Source organism: Tsukamurella pseudospumae (assembly GCF_001575195.1).
Lineage (GTDB): Bacteria > Actinomycetota > Actinomycetes > Mycobacteriales > Mycobacteriaceae > Tsukamurella > Tsukamurella pseudospumae.
In genome coordinates this window covers 56,128-76,060 of record NZ_LSRF01000017.1, presented here as the reverse complement: position 1 = coordinate 76,060, position 19,933 = coordinate 56,128, and the positions used below count along the sequence as shown (strand labels likewise).

Annotated in this window: 12 protein-coding genes and 1 pseudogene; 7 read left to right on the top strand and 6 right to left on the bottom strand. The window is 68.9% G+C overall.

The genetic code is table 11. From position 1 onward, the window contains the following. Nucleotides 1–374, bottom strand: a pseudogene (locus tag AXK60_RS09630) (transposase); the annotation flags it as partial. Nucleotides 375–476: 102 nt separating this feature from the next. Next, a complete protein-coding gene (locus AXK60_RS09625) occupies nt 477–1,826 on the bottom strand; it encodes a serine/threonine protein kinase (protein ID WP_068570928.1) in 1,350 nt (449 codons plus the stop codon). 375 nt (nt 1,827–2,201) lie between these two features. On the opposite strand from AXK60_RS09625, the gene AXK60_RS09620 reads away from it, so the two are divergent. The 3 genes from AXK60_RS09620 (at nt 2,202) to AXK60_RS09605 (ending at nt 7,363) form a co-directional block, all read left to right on the top strand. Beyond that, on the top strand, nt 2,202–4,661 hold the full coding sequence (locus AXK60_RS09620; protein ID WP_068570927.1) for an ATP-binding protein: 2,460 nt from the start codon (nt 2,202–2,204) through the stop codon (nt 4,659–4,661). A 391-nt stretch (nt 4,662–5,052) separates the two neighbouring features. Continuing rightward, nucleotides 5,053–6,372, top strand: coding sequence for a hypothetical protein (locus tag AXK60_RS09610; protein ID WP_139057850.1), 1,320 nt, complete (start codon nt 5,053–5,055; stop codon nt 6,370–6,372). Between the two features lie 361 nt (nt 6,373–6,733). Then, the gene (locus AXK60_RS09605) at nt 6,734–7,363 is read left to right on the top strand and encodes a uracil-DNA glycosylase (protein WP_068570939.1); all 630 of its coding nucleotides are present in this window, start codon (nt 6,734–6,736) and stop codon (nt 7,361–7,363) included. Nucleotides 7,364–7,949: 586 nt separating this feature from the next. On the opposite strand, the gene AXK60_RS09600 is transcribed toward AXK60_RS09605, so the two are convergent. Then, a complete protein-coding gene (locus AXK60_RS09600; protein WP_068570924.1) occupies nt 7,950–8,180 on the bottom strand; it encodes a glycine zipper domain-containing protein in 231 nt (76 codons plus the stop codon). 97 nt (nt 8,181–8,277) lie between these two features. Here AXK60_RS09600 and AXK60_RS09595 point away from each other — a divergent pair, with 97 nt between their 5' ends. Further along, nucleotides 8,278–9,498 (top strand): L,D-transpeptidase, encoded by a 1,221-nt coding sequence (locus AXK60_RS09595; protein WP_068570923.1) that lies wholly within the window; start codon nt 8,278–8,280, stop codon nt 9,496–9,498. Here AXK60_RS09595 and AXK60_RS09590 read toward each other — a convergent pair. Beyond that, nucleotides 9,439–10,755, bottom strand: coding sequence for an NAD(P)/FAD-dependent oxidoreductase (locus AXK60_RS09590; protein WP_068570938.1), 1,317 nt, complete (start codon nt 10,753–10,755; stop codon nt 9,439–9,441). The genes AXK60_RS09595 and AXK60_RS09590 overlap by 60 nt on opposite strands. A 124-nt stretch (nt 10,756–10,879) precedes the next feature. Between AXK60_RS09590 and AXK60_RS09585 the strand changes: the two genes are divergently transcribed. Further along, nucleotides 10,880–11,743 (top strand): LysR family transcriptional regulator, encoded by an 864-nt coding sequence (locus AXK60_RS09585; RefSeq protein WP_068570922.1) that lies wholly within the window; start codon nt 10,880–10,882, stop codon nt 11,741–11,743. A 16-nt stretch (nt 11,744–11,759) separates the two neighbouring features. Here the strand turns inward: AXK60_RS09585 and AXK60_RS09580 are convergent, their stop codons facing one another. Then, complete coding sequence (locus AXK60_RS09580; RefSeq protein WP_068570921.1) at nt 11,760–12,143, bottom strand: hypothetical protein; 384 nt, start codon at nt 12,141–12,143, stop codon at nt 11,760–11,762. 19 nt (nt 12,144–12,162) lie between these two features. Between AXK60_RS09580 and bcp the strand changes: the two genes are divergently transcribed. Beyond that, the gene (bcp, locus tag AXK60_RS09575) at nt 12,163–12,636 is read left to right on the top strand and encodes a thioredoxin-dependent thiol peroxidase (RefSeq protein ID WP_068570920.1); all 474 of its coding nucleotides are present in this window, start codon (nt 12,163–12,165) and stop codon (nt 12,634–12,636) included. A gap of 13 nt (nt 12,637–12,649) precedes the next feature. Further along, on the top strand, nt 12,650–13,795 hold the full coding sequence (locus AXK60_RS09570; protein ID WP_068570919.1) for an acyl-CoA dehydrogenase family protein: 1,146 nt from the start codon (nt 12,650–12,652) through the stop codon (nt 13,793–13,795). Between the two features lie 623 nt (nt 13,796–14,418). On the opposite strand, the gene AXK60_RS09565 is transcribed toward AXK60_RS09570, so the two are convergent. Continuing rightward, nucleotides 14,419–19,881, bottom strand: a complete 5,463-nt coding sequence (locus tag AXK60_RS09565; protein WP_068570918.1) for an ATP-binding protein — start codon at nt 19,879–19,881, stop codon at nt 14,419–14,421. Nucleotides 19,882–19,933 lie beyond the last annotated feature (52 nt).

The following is a 19,933-nucleotide window of genomic DNA, read 5'->3' as shown; positions in this document are numbered from 1 at the left end:
CGGGCAGCCGTACTCAGTGAGCACGGCGCACATCGACTCGACACCCCACAGCAGGCCATCAGCTCCCACCCGGTCACCCAGGTGGGAGCTGATGAAGTCGACGATCAGCGGTGTGGCCGGTCGAGCTCGGCCGCGAAGAAACCCGCCGCGGCCTTCAAGATCCCGTTCGCCCGCTTCAGCTCCGCCACTTCACGTTTGAGTGCACGAACCTGCTCCGACTCGGCCGTGGACACCCCCGGCTTCGCGCCCCGGTCCACCTCCGCCTGCCGCACCCACTTACGCAGCGTCTCCGGTGTCGTGATGTTCAGCAACTGCGCGACATGCACGATCGCCGCGTACTCCGACGGATGCTCATCACGCGCATCCTCGACCATCTCCAACGCCCGAGCCTTCAGCTCCGGCGTGTACTTCGACGTTCCCATCGTTGGATCCTCTCTCAAGCAAACACAGAGAGTCTCCGGACACACCGGGGCGGATCACGGAGCGTCCTTCAGCACCCAGAGGCCGTTAAGTCCGCCGCAAATCCACCTGCCGTCAGGAGATGTAGCACCTGGGTTGTCGCATGGAGTGTCTTCGTCGATGGTCTGCGTCGCTGCCGTTGTGGTGCGAGCTTCCGTGGTCGTCGGGAAGACAGCCGTAGCCGACGTGGTGGTAGTCACCGACGCCGCTGTGGTCGATGGGGTTGTCGGCGTCACGCTCACCGTCACAGTCGGCGCCGCCACCACGGACGTGGAGGTCGTCACCGCGGCCGGCGCCTCATCGCCGCCCGACCTGCTCACATAGACGCCGAGCGCTGTCGCCGCGACCGCCAGCACAACCACGATCGCGGCGAGGATCGGCACCGTCCGCGACTTCCTGACCGGCTCGACGGAAGCAGCACGCAGGTGCGTGGCATCCGAGTCCGGTTCAGCAGCTCGGAGTTCCGTCACCGCGTCCGGTGCGATCTCCCGCTTCGGCACCGCCGGCACCACGATTGCACGCGAGTCGCCGAGCTGATCCCCCAGCGCGTCCCGCAGCGCATCGCCGAACTCCGCGCAGCTCTGGTACCGGTCGCCAGGCGCCTTCGCGAGCACCTTCGCGAACACCGCATCGAGTTCGGTCGGCAGCTGCGGCGCGACCTCACTCATCGCCGGCGGCTGCTGCGTCAGGTGCGCGTTCATCAGCGCAGTGATCGACTTACCGCTGTACGGCGACTGACCCGTCAACAGGTGGAAAGCGGTGCACCCCAGCGAATACACGTCCGCTCGGTTGTCGAGGTCCTCCCCCTCGATCGCCTCCGGCGAGGTGTACTGCATCGTCCCGACCGTGATCCCCGTCGACGTCAGGGATGTCGCCTCCCCCGCGGCCTTGGCGATCCCGAAGTCGGCGAGCTTCACCGCCTCGAGGTCGCCGCCGTCGACACCGAGCAGGATGTTGGCGGGCTTCACATCCCGGTGCGTGATCCGCTGCTTGCGCCACGCATAGTCCAGCGCCGCACCGGCCCCAGTGATCAGCTCCAGCGCGAGGGTCGGATCCAGCGCACCGCCGGCCTTGATCAGTTCGGCGGCATCCGTCCCATCGACGTACTCCATCGTGATCCACAATCGGTTGTCGAACTCACCCCGGTCGTGGAGCGTGACGATGTTCGGGTGCGACAGCCGGGCGAGCAGGTCCGCCTCGCGTTGGAACCGTGCCTTGAAGTCGTCGTTGCGCGAGACGCCGGCGTCGAGGAGCTTCAGCGCGTCTTGGCGCGGCAGCCGCGGGTGCTGGACCAGAAACACCTGCCCCATGCCGCCGGCACCCAATTGACGGACGACGTGGAAGCCCGCGATCTCATTGATGCTCACCGAAAGAATTCCGGCAGGTGCGCGCGGCGCTGTGAACCGCAGGGCTCGCAGGCCAGAAGGTGTTTCGGCAGGCAATGAGAAGGCCTTCGATCTCGCGCATATCTGTCATAGCTGGCCGATATGCCATCCCGGCGAGCTCGAAACAGACTGCAGAACAGTAGGATTCCAGAGCAGCTGTTCTCCCATGCGCGAGGTCCCATGCGACGCGGACTAGGAGAACCAGCGCCCGGGAGCGCAGGATCGTAAGGGCCGCGATGCTGGCGCCTGACGGTCCAGGGGGTGGCGTTGAGCAGGTCGCGGAGATCCGCCAGACCCGGACAAACGTGTCGGAGCGCTGTGCAAGGCTACGTCCCTACTCGGGATGGGAGGAGCACCATGAACGGTGACGGAATCGGTGGGTCGGTCGAAGCCGAGGTCTGGGAGCTACTCGACGCCGACAGCTCGGTCGCAGACGCAACGACTTACCTGGTCGCGGCAGCCCTCGACGGCGACGAGGCGCTGGCAGCGCAGCTCGGAGGCGATGCCAGTCCACCTCAGCGTGCCGAGCCCCAGACCGAGACCGGGCCTCCCCCGCTCCGAGCGTTCGTACGCTCCATCGCCGTCGAGGGATTCCGAGGGATCGGCCCGCGAGCCGTGCTGGAAGTGAACCCGCACTGCGGGATCACCGTCATCAGCGGCCGCAACGGTTCGGGTAAGTCGAGCTTCGCCGAGGCACTTGAATACGCGCTCACCGGCACCAGCTACCGCTGGCACGACAAGAAGAGTGGCCAGCAGTGGCAATCGGCGTGGCGCAACATTCACGCTGGTGATCCAGCCTCGATCACGGTCGATTTCGCGATGGAAACCGACGACCGCCGTGATGGCACAACGGCGTACCTCGGGGTGGACTGGGAACCCGGTGCCGACCTAGACCAGCATCAGCGATGGTCCCAGATCAAGGGAAAGAAGCGGGAGCCCGTCGCGGCGCTCGGATGGAACGATCACCTGGGCCCGCATCGGCCGCTCATGTCGTACGACGAGCTCGGAGGCCTCTTCGAAGATCGACACTCAGCGCTGTTCGACGCGTTGAACCTGCTACTCGGGTTGGACGAGATCAGCGTCGCGGACGCGCGACTCAAGCGCGTCGAGAAGCAATTGGCCGAGCCCCGCAAGGCCGCCACCGCCGCTAGGAGCCAACTCCGCACATCGCTTCAAAGCACCGATGACCCTCGCGCAGCAGACGTACTCAAGCACACCGCCAGAACCCCGTACGACCTCGACGCGGTCACCGCGACAACCTTGGGGACAGCGTCCGACCGCGCCGCAGCGATCACCCGGCTGCGCACTATCGCCCAGACTCAAGTTCCCGGCGAAGATCAGGCACGAGAGGTCGCTGACGAGCTACGTGCCGCCATCGACGATCACGCGACGCAGTCATCTGCGGCAGACGATGCTCTCGTCGCACGGACGGAGCTGCTGCGAGAGGCACTCGACTTGCACGAGCACGTCGGCGACTCGCAATGCCCTGTCTGCGAGACGGGGACGCTCGACAGCGTGTGGCGCGCCTCGGCTGCGGCGCGCCTCGCAGAGTCCGACGATGCCGCTGTCAAGAACCGGGCGGTGATTGGCCGTCTCAAACAAGCACGAACAGCCGTTGAGCAGTTCTTTGCGCGCGCCGCGGCCATCGCGCCTGTCGACGGTGTGCCGTTGGACTCGCTGAACGCCTTCAACGAAGCGCTCGCACGGGCTGGCGCCGTTCCCGCAGCGCTGGCCGACCTGCCCGCGCACGTCGAGGCATGCACGCAAGAGGTGTCCGCCACGGCCGAAACTCTGACGCACGAAGCAGCTCACCGCGCGGACGAGCTCGATGATGCTTGGACGCCGCACGCCCGTGCAATCGCCGCTTGGGTCCAACTCGAAGCCACAGCCCGCCAGGACGACGAACGGCTCGAGCACGTGAAGGCCGCCGGGGCCTGGCTTCGCGATTGCGCGAAGACGTTGAGGAAACGTCGTCTCGCCCCGATGGTCGACCAGGCGAAAACGATCTGGAGCCGGATGCGACACGAGAGCAACGTCGACATCGGCGACATCACCCTGGAAGGGGCCGCCACGCGTCGAAGGGTCGTCGTCGCCGGCACCGTCGACGGCACACCAACGGGGGCATTGTCGGTGATGAGCCAAGGCGAGCTCCATGCGCTCGCACTAGCGCTGTTCATCCCAAGAGCGACGAACCCCACCAGCCCGTTCCGGTTCCTCGTCCTCGACGACCCGATCCAGGCCATGGACCCCGCGAAGATCGGCGGGTTCCTCGACGTCCTCGAGGACCTGGCCAAGACGCGCCAGGTGATCGTGTTCTCGCACGACGACCGACTACCAGCGGCGATCCGCGCCCGATCCATCCCCGCCCAGCTCCTCGACGTGACCAGGGAGCACGGCTCGAGCGTGATCGTCGCCGAGAACGACACCCCCGCACAGCGGTACGCCACCGACGCCGAAGCGATTATCCGAGACGAACGCCTCGACGACCTGATCAAGAGGAAGGCCGCGCCCGGCCTGTTCCGGATGGCTGTCGAAGCCGCAGCACACCAGCGGTACTTCGGCGACCAAGCGAGGGCCGGTGCCGTCTACCACGACACGGAAACGGCCTGGGAAGACGCCAAGACCACTCAACGCCGAGTAGCTCTGGCGCTCACCGGTAGCGCGGCCGGCGATATCTCGGGATGGAAGCAGCAGCGGACCTACCGATTCCCCACCATCGGTATCGCGGCATCGGGCCCACACAAGGGCGCCATGCTCGAGAAGGGCCACATCCGGGACCTTCGCGACACGATTCGCGACATCGTGGAGAACCGATGACCTCGCCGGTCGACACTCTCCTCGCCCGAGCTCACGCACTTCTAGAGTCTCCAAATGGTGCCGCAGTCGGGAACTCCGCACGTCTCGCAGCTGTGCTCACCCGCCAGGCTGTCGAAGAGCTGATCGACGCGCGATGCGCGGAGCTCTGCGGCGTGAACGGGGTGAACGGGTCAGCCCGTGCCAAGCACGCGATTCTCAAGTCACTGGACGACACCGCGTACAGCACGGTGCTCATCGACGCCTGGCACCAACTGACGGCCTCCTGCCACCAGCACGCGTACGCGCTCTCGCCGACTGTGCGCGAAATACGAGCACTGTGTGACTCGGTACGAGCACACTGCATCGGCGCGACCTGACGAACACGTCACCGCAGTGCTCTAGCATCTCGCCTATGCCCGATGAGCTCGTTCCGCCCGCCCAGTCTTCAAGCCCCGGAGACGTCGACATCTGCGTCACCGACGACGGAGTTCTCGTTAGCGGCGAACCGGCAGCGGTGCAAGGGGTACTCGACCAACTCGCAGAGTTCGGGCGTTCCGCGGTCGACATCGCGGACCTCGACCGGAAGAAAGTCACGGACATGCTGGCGACCGCCGCTAGCGCGGCGAACGCAGCGGCGTCGTTCGCGGCCGCATCCGGACGCATCGTCATCCTGTCCAAGCAATCCGCCGACCTCGCCCGCACCGCTGGCAAGATTCCGACCGGCACCGGCTACTTCCATGGAGTCCTCACCGGCGGCGGCGGTAAGTTCGCCCACTCTCTCCAGTGGCGACCTGTCGCCGGCGCGTCCCCGGCCGGGTTGATGGCTCTACAGGTCATGGCACTGCAGCAGGCCTTGCAGGCAGCCATCGCCGGTGTCGAGGAAGCCGTCGTCCGCGTCGAGGGGAAGGTCGACAGCCTGCTCACCCTCGCGGGCGCAGACCGGGCCGGAGACATCCTCGGCCACTACGCGGTGCTCCGACGGATGTCGGACGAGCTCGACGAGCGCAACGGAGTCCTCCCCGACGCCGATTGGGACTCAGTCGCCTCGCTCGGACCGACACTCCAGATCGCAGTCGAGCGGCTCCGTGAACACGCACGGCGCGTCCTCGGGCGCTTCGACGCCGACACCGCCATCGGGCAGCGCGCTGACGAGCTCCGCAACGCCGTCACCGACCAACGCCTTGGCGAGACGCTGCGGCTCCTCGTTGTCGCAGAAGAGTCCCTGCACCTGTGGCAGCGGATCCGGCTCGCACGCATCATCACCACCGAGCCCGAGCACACTGAGCGCGCACTTGAGTCGGCCCGGTCCGTGCTGGCGGACAACCGGGAAGCGGATACGGAGCTGGTCGCGCGTGCCCGCACCGTCGTATCAGACTTCGCAGCGATCAAGCCGCTCGAATTCATTCGCAAGTTCTCTGCCAACAAGGTGAAGGTGCACTCCCAGGGGCTGCGCGAGGATGTCGACGCGTTCGCCCTCGCGCGAACCTCTCAGGTCGACGCGTGGGTTCAACACAACGACCCGACTGTCGGAGACGCCTTGACCGAGATCCAACGTCGCGGCGCGGGCGCAGCGGCACGAGCGCTCGGCGCTGGAGCCGGATCGATTGACCGGTTCAGCCGTCGCCTCCAGCAGGTGGCAGAGCCGCGAACCACGTCAACCGATACCGATACCGATACCGATACCGAAGCGTCGGCCGCGGACGAGTCCAGCCAGGGGGACTCGGAGAAATAGCACCACCTCGACGGTGATGGCCCTCGGAATGGCGAAGGCGCCAAGTCCTGCCAATCGACCACGCGATATGACGCAGGGGGCGCCTTCGCTCAACACCGTACGCCAGCCGCAAGGGCGACACCAGAGGATTCTGCGGCGGCCTCCGCGGACTGCGTAGTCTCGTCGCCCTCGGCCGAACGGCTCGACGTAGCCGACGGTTCGTAACCAGGCGCGGCTCAGCCTCTCCCGAGGCTCGGCCTCGACGCCGTCGAGGGGCGGCCGCTGCAAGCTCGGCAACGTCCGATCGACCATCTTGGCTATGCACCCCTGGCCGCGATCGAACCGCGCGGACTTGTCGCACCGACGGTCTACGGTGCTGGGCATGGCAGATCGAGTTCGAGACCAGGACTTCGCCGCGTTCCTCGCAGAGCAGCATCGCGGCCTCTATCGCACCCACATCGGGCCCTTCAACCGAATGGTGAACGAGCTCCGCACCGACGACGAGTGGATGCCGCACGTGTCCCCGTCGTACGCGGGTACCCAGGCACGGATGCTGACGCTCTTCCAAGATCCCGGGCCGAAGACGCAGGACGGTGCTGGGAGCGGAATGCTGTGCATCGAGAACCGCGACCCGTCCGCTGAACGCCAGCACCGGCTTCTGGAGCTGGCAGGAATTCCCGTCAGCGACATCATCGCCTGGAACGCATACCCCTGGTACATCAACTCGAAACCGACATCGGCACAGCTTAGTCGCGGGCTCCCCGTCCTGAACCGGGTCGTTGAGCTGTGCCCCAACCTCCAGGTTGTGATGCTCCACGGAGGCGTCGCGCAGGACGCCTGGCGCAAGTACCGCAATCTCTACCCGTCGACCGCGAGGCGGCTGCACATCATCGAGACGTTCCACACCAGCAACCGCGCCCTGATCGGCACCGAGAAGGAGCGGCAGGCCCGCCTGGAGAACCTCGGACGCGCCTACGCAGAGGCCGCCTCTGTCCTCTACGGACGCAGCTAGCCAAACAAGCAACCCAGGGACTGCTGCACGGGTAGGTGACACCGTCACCTATCGGTGCAGCAGTCCCGTGCAGCAGTCCCCCAGGTGACGTCGGCACTGTGGCGGAGCCCCACGATGCGGCAAGCGAACAACCGCAGCGACCGCACGAACTGTCATCGCGACGACGCGGTCAGTTGGCGATCTGCGATCGACCGCATCACCAACGACGGCGGCTCTCTGACTGCGCTGGTGGCGTACCGCTCACAGGTGCTGCGCGCGGGCGCTGCAGGATCCGCTCGAATCGGTTGGTCGACGGCGAATGGCCTGGGTGTCGGATCGGTCACTAATTCCGCCGCGCCGACCTTGTGGCGTCATAGTCCGATCAACACCGCGCTTTCGTTCCGACGCGACGGAGATCACTACTGCGTTTGCCGGTGAACTCCAGTCGGTCCATCGCCGCGACCGCAGTTCCACGGGACGAACGATCCGCCCCTTCAGTTATTAGCTACCGTAAGTTATTCTTCGATCGAGCCTGGGGAGCAACCACCTCACCTGTCCCTGCAGCGTTCTCCCCAGGCTCTCACCCACCCCGAACGCCTCGAGCGAGTCAGTCGTCACCGTCGTCCCGGCCGGACCGGTAGCCGAACGCCCCCGCGAGGGCGATGCCCAGAGCCAGACCGATCGGGATGCCGAGACCGATGTTGTCCATCGCGGCCCCGATCACCGCGCCCAGGACCACGCCGAGGGCGATTCCCAGGGCCAGCTTGTTGTAGCCCTTGTCGCTCCACGGCCCCGCCGGCCGCTCGCCGGGCTCCCGCCGGTCACCGTCGTCGCTCACACCCGGAACCGTACCGGCTCGCCGATCGCGGACACCGGTAGAATCAGGAGTAATCGGTCGTGCCGACCCCGTCGACATCCTCCTGGAGTGAAGAAGCATGCGCATCCGCCCCGTCGTGTCCCGTCGTGCCCTGACGGTGGTGGCCGCAACGGCCGTCATCGCCGCCCTGGTCGCGAGCTGCACGACCTCGGCGAACGACGCGATGCCACTGCCGGACGCGAGCCAGAAGATCACCGACTCGACTCCTTTCTTCGACCTGCTGCGCCCGCAGATCACCTCGAGCGTCAAGAACGGCGCGGTCGACGTGCAGCCCGGCCTTCCGGTCAAGGTCACGGCCAGCGGCGGCACCCTCACCAAGGTCGTCATGACCAACCCGGACGGCAAGGAAGTGGCCGGCAAGCTCAGCGACGACGGCCGCTCCTGGAGCAACTCCGAGGTGCTCGGCTACAACAAGCAGTACAAGCTGCGCGCGGAGGCCAACGGCGTCGGCGGCGTGAACGTGGCCAACGAGACCTTCAGCACCCAGTCGCCGAACAACCAGACCCAGGCGTACTTCAGCACCGTCGGCGAGCCGGTGGTGGGCGTCGGGCAGACCGTCGGCGTGAAGTTCGACGAGGCGATCAAGGACCGGGTCGCGGCGCAGCGCGCCATCACCGTGAACACCGAGCCGCCGGTCGAGGGCGCCTTCTACTGGATCAGCCCGTCCGAGGTGCGCTGGCGGCCGCAGAACTACTTCAAGCCCGGCACCAAGGTCAGCGTGGACGTGAAGATCTACGGCGTGGACCTCGGCAACGGCACCTTCGGCCAGAAGGACGCGTCGACGAAGTTCACCATCGGCGACGAGGTGATCGCCACCGTCTCCGACAAGGACAAGATCGTCCGGATCAGCCGCAACGGCAAGCTCGTCAAGACGATGCCCACCTCGATGGGCGAGCCGAACAACGCCACGCCCAACGGGATCTACATGATCGGCGACCACCGCGATCAGATGATCATGGACTCGTCCACGTACGGCGTTCCGGTCAACTCCGCCAACGGATACCGCACCCTCGTGGACTACGCGACCCAGATGTCCTACAGCGGCATCTACGTGCACAGCGCCCCGTGGTCGATCAGCCAGCAGGGCGTGAGCAACGCCAGCCACGGCTGCCTCAACGTCAGCCCCGACAACGCGCTCTGGTTCCTCCAGAACACGCGCCGGGGCGACATCGTCAAGGTCACCGACACCATCGCCTCGACCCTCGAGGGCAACGACGGACTAGGCGACTGGAACGTCCCGTGGGAGGTCTGGCGCGCCGGCAACGCGAAGACCGGGTAGCGCCTCGGCCGCGTCCGCGGGAACGGGTTCGACGGTGACCGTCGGCGCACCGTCGAAGCCCGGACGGGCCGTGCCGACGAAGGCGCGCAGCCAATCGACGACAACCGCGGCGCGGTTGCCCATGCCCGCCAGGTAGTACAGGTGCACCGCCAGCCAGCCGGCCCACGCCAGGACGCCGGTCATGCCCGGCAGGCCCATCGGCGGCTGGAGCACGGCGTGCGGGGTGTCGATCATCGCCATGCTGCCCTTGTCCAAGTAGCGGAAGTGCGTGCCCGGCCCCTTCTTTCCGCGGATCACGTCCGCGGCGTGCCGGCCCTGCTGCATCGCGACGGGGCTCTGCCCGGGCAGGCCGTTCAGGCTGGTCATGTCGCCGAGGGCGAAGACGTCCGCGCGGCCACCGACCGTGAGGTCGCGGTTGATCAGCAGTCGGCCGTTGCGGTCGGTCTCGCAACCCGTGGACTCGGCGATCACCCCGGCGAGCGGGGTGGCCTTGACGCCGGCCGACCAGACGACGGTGCCGGCCTCGATCTCGCGCTCGACTCCGGCCTTGTCCTTGACGGTGACGGTGTCGCCCTCGATCGCGGTGACGAAGGTGCCGGTGTGCACCTGCACGCCGGCCTTCTCGAGCGCGGCCCGGGTGTAGCCCGAGAGGGTGCCGCCGTAGAAGGGCAGCACGTCGTCGGCGCCCTCGACGAGGTGGATGCGGACCTGCGCGTCGCTGTGGAAGCGCCGGGCGAGCTCGGCGACCTGGCCCGCGACCTCGACGCCCGTGGCGCCGGCGCCGACCACCACGAAGGTGCGCGCCGGGCTCTCGGCGGGGGCGGCGAACGCCGTCTGCATGCGCTCGCGCAGGTTCTCGGCGTCCTCGAGGGTCTTGAGGGCGAACGTGCGATCGGCCCACTCGTCGTGGCCGAAGTACGCCTGCGCGGCGCCCGCGGCGACGATGAGGTAGGTGTAGCCGATCTGCTCGATGCCGTCCGCGGTGGCGTAGGTGACCACCTTGCGCTCGGCGTCGACCTCGGTGACGTATCCGGTGATCGCGTCGACGGTGCGCCGACCGCGGAGCACGTCCGCGATGGGCGGCGCGATGCGCTCGCCCGCGGTGACGCCGGTGGCCACCTGGTAGAGCAGGGGCTGGAAGAGGTGCGTGCCGTTCGCCGAGATCAGCGTGGTCTCGATGTCCGACTTCGCGAGCTGCTTCGCGGCGGCGAGGCCACCGAATCCCGAGCCGATCACCACGACGTGGGTGTTGCGCATGATCTTCTCCTCCTTCAAGACGTCGTTGTCTACTACCAGGTTGGTGCATGAGTTCCTGCGCTTCAACCTGGTAGACCGCCTACCTGACGATGTTGTCGATCTCTTCTGTTCATAGAATGGCGGTATGGAGTTCCGCCAGCTCGAGTACCTCGTCGCCGTCGCCGACCACGGCGGCTTCTCCCGCGCGGCCAAGCAGTGCTTCGTCTCGCAGTCGGCCGTGAGTCATCAGATCGCGACGCTGGAGAAGGAGCTCGGCGCGGAGCTGTTCGAACGCGCCGGGCGCCGGGTCACCCTCACCGCCGCCGGCGACGCGCTGCTCCCGCGCGCCCGCGAGCTGCTCCGGCTGCGCGACGAGGCCGTCGACGCGGTGCGCCCCCGCCCGGACCGGATCCGGCTCGCCGCGAACATGTCCTTCGCCCACTCCGCACTCGCCGCGACCGCGGCCGTCCGCGAGCGGCACCCCGGCGCGGAGATCGACTTCCTCCTCAAGCCCTTCGCGCAGCGCATCGCGGCGGTCAAGTCCGGCGAGGCGGACCTCGCGCTGATCCGCGGGCGACTGGACGAGCCGGGCCTGTACCTCGAGCCGCTGTGGGTGGACAACCCCGTCGTCGCCTTCTCCACGCGGCACCCCCTGGCCGCACTCGGCCGCGCACCGTCGCCCCGGGAACTGGCGCAGTACCCCCTGCTGCTCCCGCCCGCGGACCGGCAGGTGCTCCTGCACCGCCTGGTCGCGAAGGTGTTCGCGGCCGAGGGGCTCGAGGTGCTGCTCGGGCCGGAGATCCGCGACGCGCACCCCGTGGCCTTCGAGCTGGTCAATCACCCCGAGGGCTGGACGCTCCTCTACGAGGACCCGCGCCAGCCCGGCATCGCGAGCCGGCCTGCTCCCGGGTTCACGCTGCCCGTCTCCGCGGTGCTGCGCACCGACGCGACACCGAACCCGCTGGTCGCGGAGCTGTTGGTGGGTCTGTCGAACGGGTACCGCCGCTAGGCCCGACGGTGCGCCGTCAGGACCTGCCGCGCAGTCGCCGCGACAGCTCGGACGGCATCGCGAGCACCCGCTCGGCCGCCGTGACCGCGGCGCCGGGCACCGACAGCAACGCCTCGATCCGCTCCATCGACGCGTCGATCCGCTCGAGCGTCGCGGAGAAGCGCTCGGTGAGCTTCTCGAACTCGTCGAGGCTGGTGTTCACCCGGGCCACCGTCTCGTCGAAGGTGGCCATGGTGGCGCTCATGTCCTCCATGGTCGTGGCCATGCCGTCGAGCATGGTCGTGGCCTGGTCGATCGTCATGTCCGCGTTGAGCGCGGCGCTCGCCAGGTTCCGGATCCGCGTCCGCCCGCGGCCCCCGGAACCGCCGGAGTACCCCGAGCCCTCGTCCTGTGTCGCCATGACCGATACGGTAACCGGCATGACTACTTCCGCGCGCCTGCAGCCGGGTGATCCGGCACCGTCGTTCACCCTGCCCGACCAGGACGGCAACCCCGTCTCCCTAGCGGACTACCGCGGCCGGCGCGTGGTGCTCTACTTCTACCCGGCAGCGATGACGCCGGGCTGCACCAAGCAGGCCTGCGACTTCCGCGACAACCTGGCCGATTTCGGCGACGCCGGCCTCGCGGTGCTGGGCATCTCGCCCGACAAGCCGGAGAAGCTGAAGAAGTTCGTCGAGCGCGACGGCCTCACCTTCCCGCTCCTCTCGGACCCGGATAAGCAGGTGCTTACCGAGTACGGGGCCTTCGGTGAGAAGATGATGTACGGCAAGACCGTGACGGGCGTGATCAGGTCGACGTTCGTCATCGACGCGGAGGGGAACATCGAGGTGGCGCAGTACAACGTGCGTGCCACCGGCCACGTCGCCAAGTTGCGCCGCGACCTGAAACTCTGAGAGGACTCCAGCCTTGGAACGCACCGTCTACACCGACGACCACCTGCAATTCGGCTCCGCCGTCCGCGACTACCTGCAGAAGCAGGTGCTGCCGCACGCCGAGCAGTACATCGACGACAAGCTGATCGCCCGGGACGTGTGGCGCGGCCTCGGAGAGCAGGGCGTTCTGGGCCTCGAGATCCCCGAGTCCTACGGCGGCGGTGAGGCCGGCGATTACCGCTTCAACGCGGTGGCGCAGGAGGAGCTCGCGGCGGTGTCGATGGCCTTCGCCAGCTCGGTGGGCATCGACTTCGACATCACCACGCCGTACATCGTGCGGCTGGGCACCGACGAGGCGAAGCAGCAGTGGCTGCCCGCGATCGCCTCGGGCGAGGCGGTGGCCGCCATCGGCATGACCGAGCCCTCCGCCGGCTCCGATCTCGCGGCCATCAAGTCGACCGCCGTGCGCAGCGGCGACGACTGGATCCTCAACGGCTCCAAGACCTTCATCACCAACGGCTACACCTGTGACGTCGCGGTGATCGCCGCCAAGACGAACCCCGACGCGAAGGCGCGCGGTATCTCGCTGTTCGCCGTGGACTGCTCGCTGCCCGGCTTCGAGCGCGGCCGCAAGCTCGACAAGGTGGGCCAGCCCGAGGCCGACACCGCCGAGCTGTTCTACTCCGACCTGCGGGTGCCCGCCAGCGCCCTCATCGGCGAGGTGGACCGCGGCTTCGTGCACATGATGGAGAAGCTGCCGCAGGAGCGCATCGGCTCCGCCGTGGGCAACGTGGCGCACGCCAAGCAGATCCTCGCCGAGACGCTCGAGTACGCGCGCGAGCGCAAGGCCTTCGGCCAGTCCATCGGCTCGTTCCAGCACAACAAGTTCCTGCTGGCCGACCTGGTGACCCAGATCGAGATGGTCCAGGCCTACGTGGACCAGGCCGTCGTGGCGCACGCCGAGGGCCGCCTGACCGCCGTGGACGCCGCGAAGGTCAAATACGTCTCCGCCGAGATCCAGAACAAGGTGCTGGACTCCTGCGTCCAGATGCACGGCGGCTACGGCTACATGCGCGAGTACCGCGCCGCCCGCGCGTGGATGGACGCCCGCGTCACCCGTATCTGGGCCGGCTCCTCCGAGATCATGAAGGAGATCATCGGGCGCGACCTCGCGCTGTAGGTCTTCGACGGGGACGGCCGGGTCGCGCTCAGCGCGGCCCGGCCGTTCGTCGTTTCCGACGGGTGCCGGGCCGGGGCTGGTGGCCGGGGCGGAGGCCAGGGAGAGGCGGGCTGGGCTGCGCGGCGGCGCGAGCGCGGAAGCGTCGGCGGGCAGGCGGGGACGGCCGTTCGCTCGACACTCGGATTCGGTCCGGTTCGGACAGCGTGTCCGAAGCGGTCAAGATCCGAGAGAGCGATGTGCGCGCTGTCATGTCTCAGGGACATCGGTAACAGTTCTGCATGTCCCTACCAAGTAGGGCCACTTGCTCGAGGCGCGCTGTACATCTCGAGCGGCCTCTCGCCACGAATCGGGATGCGGCGGTGGGTACCCGGTGCGGCGGGCCGCGGCTCCGTTCGTCGGGGCGAACGTTCCCGCGGGGAGTCTTCACCGAACATCGGGTTGCAACCCTCGATCGAAGAGGAAACTCCCGCGGGAACCCACTGCGGGAGCGCCGACGCGGGCGCGACGGCAGCGCAGACGCGGCGCGCAGGACGGCACCCCGCAGGCTCGCGGTCCGCGGAGGTGCGGGAACGCAGGAGGGCACCGTCGGGAATCCCGACGGTGCCCTTCGTGCGCAGAAGAACCTACTGCGCGGCCTCGATCACCGAGATGATCTTCGGACGCAGGTCGGCGGCGGCGATGATCTCGTCGACCGAGCCGACCTCGACGGCGCGACGGATGCTGTGCACGCCGTCGAACTCAGAGGCGACCTCGCCCAGCTTCTCGGCGCGGACGGAGCCCCGCACCTCGTCGAGCTCGGCCAGCAGCGCGGCGCGCTCGGTGCCGGAGGCCTCGGCGACCTGCGCCTCGAGCTCCGTGACCCGGGCATCGCCACCGGTGCGGGCGTTGACCTCACCGGAGAACACCACCGCCGCGGCGGGGGCGCCGCCGAGCACCGAGGCGAACGAGCCCTCGATCGCCAGCACGGTCATGTTCGGGTTCAACTGCTTCGAGAACACCACGAACGCGCCGCCGTGGTAACGCGAGATCACGCAGAACACGATCGGGCCGGAGAAGTTGACGATCGCCCGGCCGATCTCCGCGCCGTACTCCAGCTGCAGCTTGCGCAGCGACTCGGGCGAGCCGTCGAAGCCCGACAGGTTCGCGAGCACCACCAGCGGGCGGTTGTCGCTGGCGCCGTTGATCGCGCGGGCCGCCTTCTTCGACGACTGCGGGAACAGCGTGCCGGCCGTGTAGGTGTCCGGGCCGTCCGTGGCCGGGAAGCCCAGGCGCGGCACGGACTTCGACTCGATGCCCAGCAGGCAGACCGGAATGCCGCCGATGTGCACGTCCTGCACGACGGCCGTCTCGGCGTCGGCCATGCCGGCCCAGCGCTCGAGCACCTCGTGGTCCTGGTCCGACAGCGCACGCATCACGGTGCGGATGTCGAATGGCTTCTTGCGATCCGGGTTCTTCTCCGCGGAGAAGATGTCGCCGACGGTCGTGAAATCGCTGTCCGCCAGCACGTGCGGGAACACGGTGATGTCGCGCTCGGCCGGGTCCGTGGTGGACGCGCGGCGCGGGGCCTGCTCACCGGGGGCGATGTAGGTGTGCGCGTAGTGCTCCATCAGGATCTTGTGCGCGCCCGTCAGATCCGCCGCCCAGTACTGCGCCTGGCCGTTCGGGCCCATGATCCGGTCGTAGCCGCCGATGCCGAAGTTGTCCTCGGCCGAGACGCCGCCGGAGAAGTCCAGCGACTGCTTGCCGGTCAGCACCATCGCCGACTCCGGCGTCATGATCAGCACGCCCTTGGTGTGCATGAGCATCGTGGCCTCGGCGTTCCAGTACGGCTGCGCGCCCACGTTGATGCCGGCGGAGACGATGTTGATCTCGCCGCCCTGCTGCGTGAACTCGACGATCTTCTTGAGCGCCGCGGCCACCCAGTCCATGTTCTCGGTGCCCGAGTCCATGGAGATGCGCGCACCGGCCGACAGGGCGTACCACTCGACGGGCAGCTCCATGCGGTGCGCGAGGTCGATCGCCGCGCTGATCCGGCGGCACTCCGCCTCGGCGAGCGCGCCCAGCGACTTCGTCGGATCGCCCAGCAGCAGAACGCGCTTGACGCCCTCGGGGTGCAGATCGGTGGCCGTCGAGATCACGCCCACGACGATGCCCGCCGTGTTGCGGCCCTTCGGCCGGTCGGTGGGGACCAGCACGTCGGCGATGTCGCCCTCGGCCAACTCGTACTCGACGAAATCGCCCAGCACGGAGGTGAGCTCGTACGGGTACGCGGTGTTGCGGCTCGCAGCGCGGAGAACCTTCTGCCGGTAGCCGTCGATCGGCTCCACGACGTCGGCGACATCCTCGGCCGGGGCGCCGATGTGCAGATCCGCACGGCCGGTCGGGCTGAACGACACCCGCACCTCGGTCTTGACCAGGTCACCCGTCGACTCGTCCCGCCGACGCCCGATGAGCAGCACCTCCTCCAGGCCCGCGCCCACCGACGTCGACTCGATGTGCCCGGCCAGCGCCTCGAGCTCGGCATCGCTGAGACCCACCGGCGGCCAGATGTACATGACGATCCGGTTGGTGGGCAGCCGCTTGGCACTGGGCCGCCCGGCCTGGGCCCGGCGGATCGAGTCCACGCACGTGGCGAGCGCGATCTCGGCCGTCGGCAGGGCCAGCAGGCGACCCTTGTCGTCGCGCACCGCGGCCAGGTCGCGGACCTGGGCGAACGCGACCAGGCGGTCGTCGGCCGGATTCTCCTTGGCGACAGCCCGGTACAGGTACACCTCCTCGTCGTCCGACGAGGTGAGACGCGTCAGGTCGAAGCGGCGCAGCCGCTCGAGCTGCATGCGCTGCGCGATGTACGGGTGCAGGCCGCGGATCAGGCGGTCCTCGGTGACACCGTTGGTGCCCGCCCGGAAGGTGAAGTGGTGGTGCATGACCGCGCCGCCACTGCCCGCGACGGTGATCGTCACGCGACGCACCTGCGCCGGCAACGGATGCGCCGACAGCACGCTGTCGAACGCGGCCACCATCTCGTCCTGGTCGTCGGGCTGCTGCTCCCAGCTCAGGTAGATGTCCGCGTCCACGGACGCCGCGCCGTCGGCCACCGTGGCCAGGCCGGCGACCGCGTCGCCCAGCCCCTCGTAGGACACGGCGGCGGACGCGAGCAGGGCACCGTCGCGCGCGGCGACGACCCACTCCGTACCGGCGGCCTCCTGCGTGCGGACCTCGGTCAGGCCCTTGTTGCCGTAGTAGCGGCGGGTCAGGACCTCGAGCATCACGCTGTTGCCCGTGGGGTGATCCCCCGCCAGCCGCTCGCCCAGCAGCAGGACCAGCGGCTCGGTGCTGCGCACCATCTCAGCGATCCGGTCGGAACGATCAGCGGCCGTGGGGTTCTGGTCGAGATGCGTCAGGTGCGCACGCACCGCCGAGTAGACGCCCTCGCGGTTGCCCAGCAGCAGCGGCTGGCCGAACCACGCGAACACCACGCCGCGGGCCAGGTCGGCGATGACCGGGTAGCGCGACTGCGTCGCGTCCATGAGTCGCTCGAGCACGGCGCGCGCGTCGGCGCTCTGCTCGGCCGACGGTGCCGGCTCGCGCAGCCACTTGCGCAGCAACGCGGTGATCACGCGGACGCCGACCTTCGGGCGCTGCTGCGCCAGGAAGATCCGGAAGACCGCGGATTCGAGCTCGGGGGTGCGGTCGAGCTCGGTGACGCCGTAGTGGGCGAGCGCGGCCGCGAGCTTCGCGCGGTACGAGTCGGGCAGGCCGGCGCGGTCCGCGTCGAGGCTGCGCAGGTACGTGTGGAAGTGCTCGCGCGGGCTGTGCACCTCGTCGTCGCCGCCCACCGAGCGGCGCAGGCCCAGCTCGGCCAGGTCGGCGAAGACGCCGGCCAGCGCCAGCTCCTCCGGCGCCGGTGCGGCGCCCTCGAGCTCCGCGGCCACGCGGTCGATGAGGTACGCGTCGAGCAGGCGGCTCTCGTCAGCGGGGTCGACGTCGTAGCCCAGCAGCTGGCTGCGCAGCGCCTCGCGTCCCTCGGCCGCACGCTCGACGGCGCCGACCTTCGCGGGCTCCTCCGGCAGGTCGATCGGGCCCGCCGCGGAACCGGCGTCCTCCTCGTCACCGTCGCCGAGGGGCTCGAGACGCAGCAGCGGTGCGCCGGCCTCGACCTGGCTGCCGACGGTGACCGAGCACTCCTTGAGCCGCGCCGAGAACGGCGCGCGGAGCACAGTCTCCATCTTCATGGACTCGAGCACGAGGAGCGGGGCACCGGCCTCGACCTCGTCGCCCACGGCCAGCGGCACGGCCACCACGAGCGCCGGCGCGGGCGAGCGGACCACGCCGCCCTCGTCGCGGCTGACGCGGTGGGTGACCCCGTCCACGTCGACCACGTGGACCGGGCCGTGCGTGCCGGTGGTGAGCCGGTACCGGACGCCGTTCACGACGGCCTGCCCGGTGTGCGAGTCGAACCGCTCGAGATCGACGTCGGCGGTGCGGGTCTCCGCGCCGGTGTCGATGACGAGGCGGAAGGTGTGCGCGCCGATCCGGGCGACCCGGACGCGATAGCTCGCGCCGCGCAGCTTGAAGTCGAGGGGGTTGCCGCTCTCGTGCTGCACCTGCGGGCGGCCGCCCGACGCGGTGGTCAGGAGGCGGGTGAGCTCGGTGCGCTCCTCGTCCTCGTAGGCGTCGATCGCGGCCGAGGCCAGCGCGACGGACGTGTGCCGGTCCGCCACCAGGCGGCCCTCGCCCCGCACCCGGTCGATCCAGCCGGTGTCGGCGCTGCCGTCGATCACCTCGGGCTGGCCCAGCAGGTCCAGCACGAAGCTCTTGTTGGTGGCACCGCCCTCGATGATGACGCGGGTCTCGTTCATCGCGCGGCGCAGCCGGCCCAGGGCCTGGTCGCGGTCGCTGCCGTAGGCGATGACCTTGGCGATCATCGAGTCGAAGTCGGCGGGGATCGTGTCGCCCTGCGAGACGCCGGTGTCGATGCGGATGCCGGGGCCGGCGGGCAGGTCGAGCAGCGCGATGCGGCCGGGGGCGGGCGCGAAGTCGCGGTCCGGGTCCTCTGCGTTCAGGCGCGCCTCGATGGCGTGCCCCCGCTCGACCGGACGCGCACCGTCGAGCTTGCCGCCCGAGGCGACGTGCAGCTGCGCGCGGACCAGGTCGAAGTCGTTGGTGACCTCGGTGATCGGGTGCTCCACCTGCAGGCGGGTGTTCACCTCGAGGAAGGCGAGCAGATCGTCGCCCGGGTGGTAGAGGAACTCGACGGTGGCGGCGCCGCGGTAGCCGACCTTGATCGCGAGCCGCTCGGCGGACTCCTTGAGCCGCTGCACCTGCTCGGGGCCGAGCACCGGCGAGGCGGACTCCTCGATGACCTTCTGGTTGCGGCGCTGCACCGAACAGTCGCGCACGCCGAGCGCCCACGCGGTCTCGCCGTCGGAGATCACCTGGACCTCGACGTGCCGAGCGCCGGTGACCAGGCGCTCCAGGAACACGATGCCGCTGCCGAAAGCGCGCTCCGCCTCGTCGCGGGTGCGCAGGTAGGCGTCCTCGAGGTCCGCGTCGGACGCGACCATGCGGATGCCGCGACCGCCGCCGCCGGCGGTGGCCTTGAGCATGAGCGGGTAGCCGATGTCCTTGGCCTTGGCCTTGGCGTCCTCGAGCGTCTCGACGGGGCCGCGGCTCCACGGCGCGACGGGGACGCCGACCTCCTCCGCGATGAGCTTCGCGCCGATCTTGTCGCCCAGCTGGCGCATCGCGTCGGGGCTGGGCCCGACGAAGGTCACGCCGACCTCGGCGCACTTCTCCGCGAAGACGGGATCCTCGGCGACGAAGCCCCAGCCGACCCACGCCGCGTCGGCGCCGGTCTCCTGCAGGGCCTTGCCGAGCAGCTCGTAGTTCAGGTACGGGCGTGCCGCTGCGGGCCCCAGGTCGTACGCGATGTCGGCCTCGCGGACGAAGGTCGCGGTGCGGTCGACGTCGGTGTAGAGGGCGACGGTCTCGATCTGCTGCCCGGTCTCGGCGGCCAGGTCGCGGACCGCGTGGATGAGGCGCATCGCGGCCTCACCTCGGTTCACGATGGCGATTCGGCTGAACACTCGCTTGTTCCCTTTCGGCTCAACTGGTGCGTGACGCGGCCCCGCCTTCGGT

Coding starts and splice junctions, on each gene's coding strand:
- AXK60_RS09620 (WP_068570927.1), top strand. CDS start 2,202: ATGAACGGTGACGGAATCGGTGGGTCGGTCGAAGCCGAGGTCTGGGAG.
- AXK60_RS09610 (WP_139057850.1), top strand. CDS start 5,053: ATGCCCGATGAGCTCGTTCCGCCCGCCCAGTCTTCAAGCCCCGGAGAC.
- AXK60_RS09605 (WP_068570939.1), top strand. CDS start 6,734: ATGGCAGATCGAGTTCGAGACCAGGACTTCGCCGCGTTCCTCGCAGAG.
- AXK60_RS09595 (WP_068570923.1), top strand. CDS start 8,278: ATGCGCATCCGCCCCGTCGTGTCCCGTCGTGCCCTGACGGTGGTGGCC.
- AXK60_RS09590 (WP_068570938.1), bottom strand. CDS start 10,755: ATGCGCAACACCCACGTCGTGGTGATCGGCTCGGGATTCGGTGGCCTC.
- AXK60_RS09585 (WP_068570922.1), top strand. CDS start 10,880: ATGGAGTTCCGCCAGCTCGAGTACCTCGTCGCCGTCGCCGACCACGGC.
- AXK60_RS09580 (WP_068570921.1), bottom strand. CDS start 12,143: ATGGCGACACAGGACGAGGGCTCGGGGTACTCCGGCGGTTCCGGGGGC.
- bcp (WP_068570920.1), top strand. CDS start 12,163: ATGACTACTTCCGCGCGCCTGCAGCCGGGTGATCCGGCACCGTCGTTC.